This window comes from Burkholderia sp. MBR-1 (genome assembly GCF_013822785.1).
Taxonomy (GTDB): domain Bacteria; phylum Pseudomonadota; class Gammaproteobacteria; order Burkholderiales; family Burkholderiaceae; genus Burkholderia; species Burkholderia vietnamiensis.
Genome location: NZ_CP053612.1, coordinates 114,271 through 124,400, shown reverse-complemented (window position 1 = coordinate 124,400; position 10,130 = coordinate 114,271). Strand labels below are relative to the sequence as shown.

The window sequence follows — 10,130 nt, the reverse complement described above, 5'->3', positions numbered from 1 at the left end:
GTACGACTCGCCGCCGAGGAGAACGGGATGAAACAGATCGCGTGGAGTGCTCTCTTGAGCAGCCGCCAGTTCGCGTGGCATAAGCACGGACTCGTCATCGTGTCAGCCGTCGTGTTGCTTGGTTCACTCGCAAGCTTGTGCGCGATCGGGATGTGGCCGCTCGCTGCGCTGGTCACGGCCGTAGTAGGCGCGTTTGCGTATGTTGAATACTCTGGGGAATCGGGCGGCGACGATCTACGCTGATGCTGGCGCACAAGTGCCGAATCGCGTTCTGCCGAGACGGTATAGGACTCCCTTTATCGATGACTTCAGGAACAGCGTGATGATGATCAACCGGCTCAACATGATGACGATTACCGTCTTGCTGACAGGATGTGCTGCGGCCTCGGACGCACCGCGTTTCACTGGATCTCGCGATTATCAAGGCGGGATTCTTCAGTTCGAATACGACACGGCGTCACCGACTACCGCATGGGAGTCGGCGGGACGAAGCGAGGAAATGGACGCGTCCACCACAACCCATCAAGATCGACCGACCAAGCGTCTTGATGCAGCCGCCTTGTCTCGCTACGTAGCTGAGGCGCTACGGGGCGCCTCGGTTACGGGCGATCCACCGGCGGGGGATGAACAACGTGGCAACGTAGCCACGGGTGTCATCCTTTCCCAGTTTCCACCACTCAATGTCAATACGCGCGACAAAAGCCTCCCCGCGGACCAAGGCCGTAACGAGATTGGGTCATCGGGCGGAAGCGCTGGAGTGGCAGCACCTGCTAGCGGGTTCGAAATTGCGCCGAAACTGCAACGGACGCCCGTGGCGGCAAAGCGTGTCGACACTTCGATATCGCGGGCGACACCGCATGTCTTGTATGGAAGGATCGTGCTGGCGCCAGCCGTTACGGCGACGGGCGTGACCGTCTTCTTTCCCCTCGGATCGAGCCGCTTGATGCCCCCGGAGCGCGATGCCCTTCTCGCCGCGGCGCCCGCGCTTGCCCAAGCAATCGAGGCCGGGAAATCAGTAGAAGTGCTTGGCATGACCGATTCATCTGGTCCGGAATGGACGAACCGAAGGCTCGCCCGTCGCCGCGCAGGCGAGGTGATGAAGACTCTCCGAAACTATGGGATCCGTACGACGCGCTTGACCCTGTCAACTGACACGAACGGCGCAATGCAGACGAACCGCCAGGAAATCGAAGAGACGAGTGGCGCGCAGATGCGGCGCGTACAAGTGACAATTAACGGATAAGCGCGGGGAGGAGACATGCCTGTTCGGGAAACGCCGGGGGATCCGGCGCAAATCGACAATCACGCGCCGAGCCGCGTTGAGCTCGAGGACATGAATTCTGACGACGTGCCGCCGAATGCGAACCGTGCAGCGCCAAGTGAGAGCTGGGCTGGCATGCCTGTTCGGGAAACGCCAGGGGATCCGGCGCAAATCGACAAGCGCGCGCCGAGCCGCGCTGAGTTCGACGACATGAATTCTGACGACGTGCCGCCGAATGCGAACTGTGCAGCGCCAAGTGAGAGCTGGGCTGGCCAGCCGATATCCGATGGCCGTCAGTCGACCGCGAAGCACCCTGCTCGATCGCAAATGACACCCGATATGCGCGATCTTTCACGGGGAACGTGTCTCGTGGGTGTCAGTGCTGTCCTCGGATGGCTCACGATCAGTGCGCACGAAGGCGGTACCCAATCGCTCATCAATTTGTTCGGCATTGGTTGTGCGACTGCTGGCGTTTGTGCTGGTCTTCTGCTGCGCCGATACTTCATCGCCTCGCGTCTAGCGTATCTGCAGCGCAAGGGGGTTCGAGCACTTCGCCGCAACCTGTCTAGGAAATGGGCGATCGAGGAGGCAGTGGATGGTGTAACCGGCGCGCCCATTCTGCTCGTTCAAGAGCCCGCGGGCCGGCGATTTGCGATCCTGCCGCGTGCGCAGTTTCGTGTCACCATTCGTCGCGGAATGGGCGGATTCGGACGACGGCGGCTGCAGATCGCCGGCTTAAGGGGCGAGTCCGGGACCGCGCTGTCCGATGCCCGCCGCGCTGCCGCCGCATATGATGCGCTTCCGATCCTTTGGTACCCCGAGGCAGACGGCGAAAGCGACGTCGTCGAAGGCGAAGTGCTGATTGCGTTCGGGAAGGCGCCCGCCTTGCTAGAGCTGCTCCAGGCGCGTCGACGGAGATTCGGCCTTTGATCGGGACTTTTCATCTTGCGCTGGCCGACGTGTCAAACCAAACGGACGACACGCTCGCACGCGAATTTCTCAGATGCGCAAAGGTGCGTGGCATCGTGTCATATATCGTACGAGCGCGCAGCGTAAGGGACGATTTTGAGCCGATCTTGCACGATACCTGGATGGTCTGCTCGTCGAAGCTGCCTGTACTGGACAAACCGGCAAACGTGTACAGCCTGATCTATAGCATTGCTGATCGATTGGCGCTGACCGCGTACCGTGGGATCCGTAACAACGCGGTCTTCATCGCCTCTGATGACGAGGATGACCTCTCCGAGATCATTCACACCCATGCGGTGGCTGAGGACGAATCGGCGCCAACGCTAGAAGAGCGCTTTCACGACGAGCAGAGTACCGAGCAAAACCGGAAGGCCTTTGCCGAAAAACTCGGCCGTCTGGCGTGGCCTGAGCACTTGCCGCGCTCGAGTTTGACGAAGCGGAGAGCCATCAAGAAGCGAATCAACAATGCGCCGCAAGGTGCGCAGCGGCCCGCGGCGAAAGTCGCCAATACCAAAGCGCTCGAACTGCGCGCGATACGCGAACAGTTAGGGCTGACCGTTGAAGAATTCGCAGTCTGCTGCGATGCCAGTACCGACCGGATGTACTCGTACCTGCGGGGCCTGGTCAAGTCAGAGGGGATTATGGACGAAGTACTTAACAAGGCGAAAAGCCTGCTGCCGGTGGACGGTCTATCTGCGGTTGGCAACGGCGCGCGTGGAACAAGTAAGGGAGAACGAGAGTGAGCGTCCGATTGCGGCTTGGTGGCGTCGACGTAGCAAACGTGGACGACGCCGAATACTACAAGATGCGTGCCCTCGTACGCCGAGACTGGAGGGTGCATGCCCAGCAGATCGGCAACGGTTGCGTCACGATCGCCAAGGCCGCTGCCATTGTCATCGGGACGGTCTGCATCGCCGGGGTGACCGGCGGCCTTATGGTCGCGATTGCGAAGCCAGCGTGGGCCGCGGCGCTCGTCACGGAGTGCGCACAACACCCTACTCTGCTTGAGCATTTCGGGGTGTACGCAGGTATTGGGTTGGCAGGGGTTGGAATGTGCGCCGGGACTCTAATGGCACTCGCTTGGCCAGATCGGTTTGGCTTTGAGAACAAGTTCGATCGGGCACTGGCGGATCGGTTGGCGAGACGCTATACGTCAGTCGAGGCATCAAGCAAGCGTGATGCGGCAATGAGAGCAATCAAGGGCTGATGCGCGCCGCCCACCGCGGCGATTAATGCCGTTGCGGCTCAAATTGATGGTGGGGAATGTCTCATCCCCTTTGAACCCGTAACGACGAACCCGGCTCGATCATCGGGGAATGTTCCACTCAACTGACGTCGAGACGATTGTGCCGTGATCTATCGGTCCGGTAGTCCGGTGCGCAAAGAAATCGCGGCGTGCCGCTGTCAGGGAGGGGTAACTGGCAGGGCCCCTCTGGTCTCGAGCGCCGAACGCGGTGCACATCACCGCCAGCGAAATGGCGAACGATCCCCAGCCCTCGCCCACACGGAACGTGCCAAGGATACATGGTGCCGTCAGATTCCGTCGCGTCGAATTTGACGCGACTGAAATCAGCTGGTACGCTGGAGTTGTTCCTGAACGGAGGCAACCATGACTATCCCGGCATTTAATCCACGTTCCTACTCTGACGTCTCGGGGCGACCGGAGAGCGCCAGACTTTGGGCGTTTTTGAACCGCGAGAGCTCGAAGATCAAAATGATGACGGCGTCCGACCTCGGTCGGCCGGCGTTGGAAGCCGTATCCGACGAGCTTTTGGAAGAGTTCGATGACCAGTTCGCCGATAACTATCCGCAGCGTGATCGATTCAAGCAAATGGCGGGAGCGATGGCCAGGCAGGTGATGGAGGCTTCGGGGTATGAATGGGTGCGCGACAATATCCCGCTGTCGGGTGCACCGTTCTCTCGTGCATCAAAGTATCGCCGTCTCGGCGCTGTCGAGTTCCACATCTGGCGTCTGTCCACCGACATACGGTTCGTCGGTGTCACACTCGAGAAATCGAAGCTGAAGCTAGCGCGCCAGGAAAATGGAGATTGGATCCACTGGAAGCGCGTCGAGGGGAGCCTGCTCGAGGGGAAACGTCACCTCGCGATCGCTGCGGGCATTTCCGATGTGTCCGCCGCGCTGAAAGCATTGAAGGAACATGGGGCGTACACAGAGCACACACAACGCATGATGCGGGCGCCTTGACCATACCTGCGTGAATTGGGACTGTCGGCGCCGCTCCGTCAGGCGTCGGCATTGAATTCAACGCATGGGCCCATTGACTGGCTACCGGGTGTCCTGCGACCGAGGACGGGGGGGGTGCCAAACCTCACCCAGTTCGCCCATCCTCGGACGCGGATCGCACTATTACTTGCTCCAGTCCGCGTAGCCGGTTTGCCCCTTATCGGTGGTGGCCGTAACGCGCACCGTCGACAGCGTGGCGAGCTGCTGTCCCGAGAACGTGATGAAGCTCGAGGAGAGCGCAGTGGGCTGACCATTGATGGACCAGTTCAAGGAGGCGATCTTGCCCATCTTCACCGAGCACGACGCGCGCACGGTAATCGACGTCGACACGGATCCGTTCGACACCAGGTTGCAGACCGGCGAGTCGCCGGTGACGAGCGAGAACGACTGCGTCGCCGTGGTGGTGACGCCGAGTTTCGAGGTCACGGTTGCCGTGACGCTGTGATTCCCGGGCGAATCCACATGGACGACCGCAGGCAGGCCGAGATTCGCCGACGACGCGGCCGGCGCGCCATCGAGCGTGTACTCGACTTTCGCGAACACGTCGCCTTTGGGCACTGACGTCACGCTGACCTTCGCTTGAACGTCAGACGGCGCCCGCGCCCATTGATCGCTTCCGGTGAGCGCGAGCGTGGCCGCGAGGACGGCCGGCGGTGCGATGGTGAAAGCGGGTGTCGACGCGACTTGGCTGTTTCCCCGCGAATCCTTGACCACGACGCTGACCAACTGCTCGCCCGGCTCATTCAGGATCGCACCGATCGTCGCACCCTTCTGTGACGTCACCGACGCACCTGGCGGCAGCGTCCACGTAAAGGTGAACTGCTCGCCGCCGGTATTCCGGGCGTCCGCCGGATTCTTGATTGCCGCGGTGAAGACGGCCTGCGCCGGCGAGACTTTCGACGGCATGCTGGTCGTGATCACCATGGCCGGGAACGCGTACGTCCACGTCGTGAAATTGTACGTGGCAGCCTGCTGCGTCGAGTCCTTCAGCCCGTCGACCCAGCTCCGGAAGCCGATGCTTCGGAAGCCAGGCTTGACATTCAGGTTCAGAGGTTCGAATCCCGCCACGGTACTGCCGTCCGGAAGCATCCATTCACCGAGAATCTTCTCCGTCGTGGTCTGATTCTGGTTGAAGGGTGAGCGTTGGTTGACCTTGAACGTCGCCGTCTTTCCGGTCTCGAGCACGTTCGGGCCGCTGATGATCGGCGCCGGCACCTTGAGTGCTGCGACGCTGTACAGCGCTGACACCGTCCTTGTCCTCAGCGGATTTGAAATGGTCCCGACCGCCTGCTCGCCGACGAGCGTCAGGTAAACGATCCCCGGTACGGGCGGCGTATAGCTGATCGACGCGCCGACAAAGGTTTGCGGTGCGGGATCGTTGTATGACTTCCGCACCGACCATGTGAACTTGGTGTCCGGGATGTCGGAAACAGCGGTAAAGGTGGCCGGGCGCCCCACAAAGCCAGCGGTCGCGCCTTGAATCGAGATAGTCGGCCTCTGAAAAGCGTCAACCGTCACGGTATTGGTGTCTGCCGTCAGCCCGGAGTACTTGTTCACGATCTGCGCGCGGTAAAGATACGTCCCGGACTTCGAGATGGGCGGCCGCAGCGCCGGCACGGTCGTGTCGACCGCGGCGCTCCAGGTCGCGCCGCCGTCGGCCGACGAAAACCAGTGAACGAGTTTCAGGTCGTTGAGCCGCCGCGAATCGATCTGGACGTTCAAGGCAGGCGTCCATGACTGCGTGGTCGTGACGAGGCCCGAGCTCGATTGAGCCACGACAAGCGTACCGGGCACCGGTCGGCCATCTCTCACCGTCTGAAGAACGTCACCGCTGCTGACTGTTCGGCTCGTGGGTTGCCCGTTGTGATAGAGCGTTGCCTTGACGATGAGATCGGCGATCCCCGGACTCAGTTGCCCTGCCGCGACCGAGAACGTGCCGTCAGGGCTGACAGCCACCGGCGCGTTGCCGAGGGGCACGAGATTGGTCGCCGTGATGCGCCCGTTTCCATCACGCGTCACCGTCTTTTGGAACACCTGAGCGCGCCAGTCTCCCATGATGCCGGGGTTGAAAGTGTAGGAACCGCCACGCAATAGCCCGATCTGTCCGTCGATCGTGGTGTCAGCGGTGGAGACCGGCGTCGCGGCCTGCCGCGAAACGCTTATCGTGGGTGTCGGCGGTTGAATCGAGAAGTTCAGGTCGGTATGCCAGACCTTGTCTGGCCGACGCGTGTAGTACAAGTCGACCCCAAACAGCTGGGTGTCCCAGAGCGTGTTGTCGCTCGTATAGATCTGGCTGCCGACCGCACCGAGGGTCGTGGCATACCTCGACGTTTTCCCGGCCGGGTCGGTCACGACCATCGTCAGGCCCGGATTGGGCGCCGTGCCACGCAGGCGCCCGGCGAACTGGTTCTGTCCGACGATCGCGATCGGTGTGGCCTGGGTCGACCCCGCGAGATGCGGATCATCACCCGGTTGAAACTCGAGCTGCGCCGCCGCCGTGTCCAGCGGCGTGCCCTGTAGGGTTAGGGACTGTGGCCCCGCACGATAGAACACGATCTGGCCGGTTGCCGGGACGCGGTAGAGAAGCCCGGGCTCGAAGGCGAGCGCATTGTCACCGAGCTTATGGAGGTATCCCTGGATACCCGCGAACGAGGTAGACAAGTCGACAACGTCCGATTGCGTCCCACCGAGTTCGATGGCACACGCGTAGCTTCCGCTCGGCAGCAGTGAGCCACGCGTTTCGATTGCGCCAGCGAGCGAGTACGGGATATCGCCGGCACAATCGGATGTGCCGTTGACCTTCGCCGGTTTCAGGGTGACAGGCCCGACGTCGACGGTGTAGCCAGCGGCAGGCGGTGTGGGCGCGAGGGTGACCTGATTCGCGGGACTCCACACATCGGCTTCGGCGGTGACGATCGGAGCGTTTGGCGCGACGGTGTTCAGCATCAGGTACCCGGCGCCTGTTACGTTAGCCACCGCCGGTCCAACCTGGAGGTTGAGCACGCCTCCCGTCGCCCCGTAATCATAGGCCTCCGATACCGTCGCTGTATCTCCGGGGTTGACGGTGACGCCGTTGACGACGAGCGAGACCGTCGAGTCAGCGCGCAGCGACGCTTGAACATCGTAGACCCCGTGCACCAACGTGCCATCGTTGAGTTTGAGAGGCGGCGACTTCAGGTTGGTGACGATCTGAGGTACCGCCGGCATGCGAACCGCTCCCGTGCTGTAGCCGACAGGGTACACAGTTGACGGTTGGTATTGGAACGTGAGCGTGCTGGTACCAACGCCCCCTCCTTTGTTGGCCGCCGTCACCGTGAGCGTGTACGCGGTCCCTGGCCCCGCAGACGGAAAGAGGACGGGGTACTCGAGATTGTACCGACCTGCCGTGGCGGCTGGCCGCGCCCCGATGCCCGTGTTGATGTTCGTCGGGCCGCCGGAGATCGATACCGCGGTAATCGTCGGTGAGGGATCTAAGGGATCGCTCAGCGTGATCAGAATATTGTCGAGCGAGTTGACGGTGCTACCGTTCGATACGGAAAACTTGATCGCGGGGGGCGAGTGCTCGATCAAGTACGTCCCAATGATCTTTGAGTTGCTATTCCCAACGCTATCGGTCGCGCTGGCCGTGAACTCATAGTTGCCGTCCGGAAGTGCGCTGGCATCCGCGGTGATCGTGAAGCCGCCCGCCCCCATCAGGTTGATCGAGGCGTTAAGGCCAACCGACGCGTTCGTCGCCGTGTTGCGCGCCGTCATGGACCAGCTCGAAATGCGCAGAGCGCCCCAAGCTTGACCGGCGCTCGCTTTATTCCCGTACGCGATCACCGTGCGTTGAGCGACATCGAACAACCCCGATGAAATGATTGGCGCTGCTTTATCGACGGCCAGCGCTGTGAACGGGAAGGAGGCATCGCTGCTGATGGCTCCGTCGTCGGAGACGATTCCATAGTAGTTCCAGTAGGTCGCCTGTTGGCCAGCCGTCGCCCCTTCCCACCAGTTTCCCTGCACGGAACATGAGGTTGCCCCGATCGGGATCGAGCACTGCCACGTGTAGACACCAACCTTGTCGTTGTCGGTCCGTGAAACTGCCCAGACATTCTGTACGTAGCTTTGTGGTGCGGCATTGACCGTGATCTGCTTGTACGTACGATCCTGATTCGTCAGCGTCAGTGGCTGGATGTTTGGATTGAGCGTCGTCGGTCCAATCTGATCGTAATTGTAGGTCACGCTCTGAATCTGCGGTGTGCCACGCACCCCTGGCGCGAGCTTTACGCTATATCTGAGCGGTAAGTTGCCCCAGACGGTCTGCGCTCGCCAGAAAGAGATGTGTCCAGTGTCGCCCGCCGGATCGAACGGAAACGTAACAACCTTATATGCGTAATTCGCATCCTGATAGTCCGCTACCTGTTCGTTCGGCGTATTGACTATCCACCACCCGTAGATGGAGTTGCTGATCCACTGTTCTCGAGGAATCCGCATCACGAGCTTGATCGGGTTTTCATATACCGTCATTCCAGGCGTGTACGGATCAAACCCTGCAAATGGTGAGCCCGGAAGGAAATTGCCGGTCGCGTTAGGGTTGTGGACACCCACATATGACCAGTTTGGCGCGGTTCTGATGCCCTGCCAGTTGACGTTGCGCGTGACGATCGTCTTGTTGCCGGCATGATCGAATATGTCGAACTCGAAGGTCAGGGGGCCGTTGTAGTCATCGGGGAACTGACTGCTATTGATCGAGTAACTGGAGTTGTTGCCAATCGACACCATCTGTTTGGCCGGATCGTATTGCGCCGCAACGGATTTGAACGTCGTCTTGCCGTCTTGGGAGCGACTCGTGAAAGTCGCAGATGCGACGCCCGCGCCGCTGTCGGTGACGCCCGTCACCGCAACCAAGGCCCCAGAGTCGATACCGACGAGCATCCCGTCATTGATCGGGCATTGATAGGACACGTCGCCCGCGTTCCGCAGGTCGGTGGTCGCGCACATTCCATACCCCGCACCGATTACTCCCCCGACACCTGGCCCGCTCGTTGCCTCAACGAGGGGGTGGGAGTCGGTTGCGATAACCGCTCCCGTGCTGCTGAGAATGCTCGACTGGATGGTGTAGCTGCCCGGCGGTGGTGCCGGCAGCTGCAGCTGCGCGCCGTAGTAGGTGTTCCCGTTCACAACAAAGGTGGACGCTGGGCCGAGCAGACCGCTTTGTGTCGACGAGACCAGCCGCTTCTGCGCGTCAATGATTTGCACCCGGACCTTTCGGTCGATACCCGCACTTAGCGCAAACGTGATTTGCCCTTGGGCGTTCGCGTATGTCTGGTCTGGCGTGTTGGTCTTCGCGGCGCCATCGATGCCGGTAAAGGCGTACTGCACGAGGTCGGCGCGTGCACCGACACACCCGAACGTGGCGATGAGGAAGACCATGAGACCCACGAACTGCGTGCGCGTGTAGCGCGATGTGGCTCGCACCATTTGCTGTCCGGTCGACATAACAACCCCTGTCTCAAGAAGCGCCAACATGACGGATTGGCTCAACTTCGGAGCTTATGGCGTGGCTTTCAATTAGAATTCGATCGCCGGTTTGTCGTTAAAAATAATGGGGTTTTGACCGGTGTGTGCGATCACCGGTAGACAGAAACTGGAAGGGACGAGACGATGCAATGC

At 60.9% G+C, this 10,130-nt stretch carries 7 protein-coding genes; 6 read left to right on the top strand and 1 reads right to left on the bottom strand.

Going from position 1 to position 10,130, the window contains the following annotated elements:
* Positions 1-27 precede the first annotated feature (27 nt).
* The 6 genes from MBR110_RS30265 to MBR110_RS30240 all read left to right on the top strand — a co-directional run bounded on the left by MBR110_RS30265 (position 28) and on the right by MBR110_RS30240 (position 4,436).
* Positions 28-243, top strand: a complete 216-nt coding sequence (locus MBR110_RS30265) for a hypothetical protein (protein WP_181710005.1) — start codon at positions 28-30, stop codon at positions 241-243.
* A gap of 79 nt (positions 244-322) precedes the next feature.
* Complete coding sequence (locus tag MBR110_RS30260) at positions 323-1,243, top strand: OmpA family protein (RefSeq protein WP_258570048.1); 921 nt, start codon at positions 323-325, stop codon at positions 1,241-1,243.
* A 15-nt stretch (positions 1,244-1,258) separates the two neighbouring features.
* On the top strand, positions 1,259-2,191 hold the full coding sequence (locus MBR110_RS30255) for a hypothetical protein (RefSeq protein WP_181710003.1): 933 nt from the start codon (positions 1,259-1,261) through the stop codon (positions 2,189-2,191).
* Positions 2,188-2,973 (top strand): hypothetical protein, encoded by a 786-nt coding sequence (locus MBR110_RS30250; protein ID WP_181710002.1) that lies wholly within the window; start codon positions 2,188-2,190, stop codon positions 2,971-2,973. Before MBR110_RS30255 ends, MBR110_RS30250 begins: the two co-directional genes overlap by 4 nt.
* A complete protein-coding gene (locus MBR110_RS30245) occupies positions 2,970-3,437 on the top strand; it encodes a hypothetical protein (protein ID WP_181710001.1) in 468 nt (155 codons plus the stop codon). The genes MBR110_RS30250 and MBR110_RS30245 overlap by 4 nt, the downstream gene beginning before the upstream one ends.
* A 402-nt stretch (positions 3,438-3,839) precedes the next feature.
* A complete protein-coding gene (locus MBR110_RS30240; protein WP_181710000.1) occupies positions 3,840-4,436 on the top strand; it encodes a hypothetical protein in 597 nt (198 codons plus the stop codon).
* A gap of 162 nt (positions 4,437-4,598) precedes the next feature.
* Here the strand turns inward: MBR110_RS30240 and MBR110_RS30235 are convergent, their stop codons facing one another.
* Positions 4,599-9,956: an Ig-like domain-containing protein gene (locus tag MBR110_RS30235; RefSeq protein ID WP_181709999.1), complete on the bottom strand. Its 5,358-nt coding sequence runs from the start codon at positions 9,954-9,956 to the stop codon at positions 4,599-4,601.
* Between the last annotated feature and the right edge of the window lie 174 nt (positions 9,957-10,130).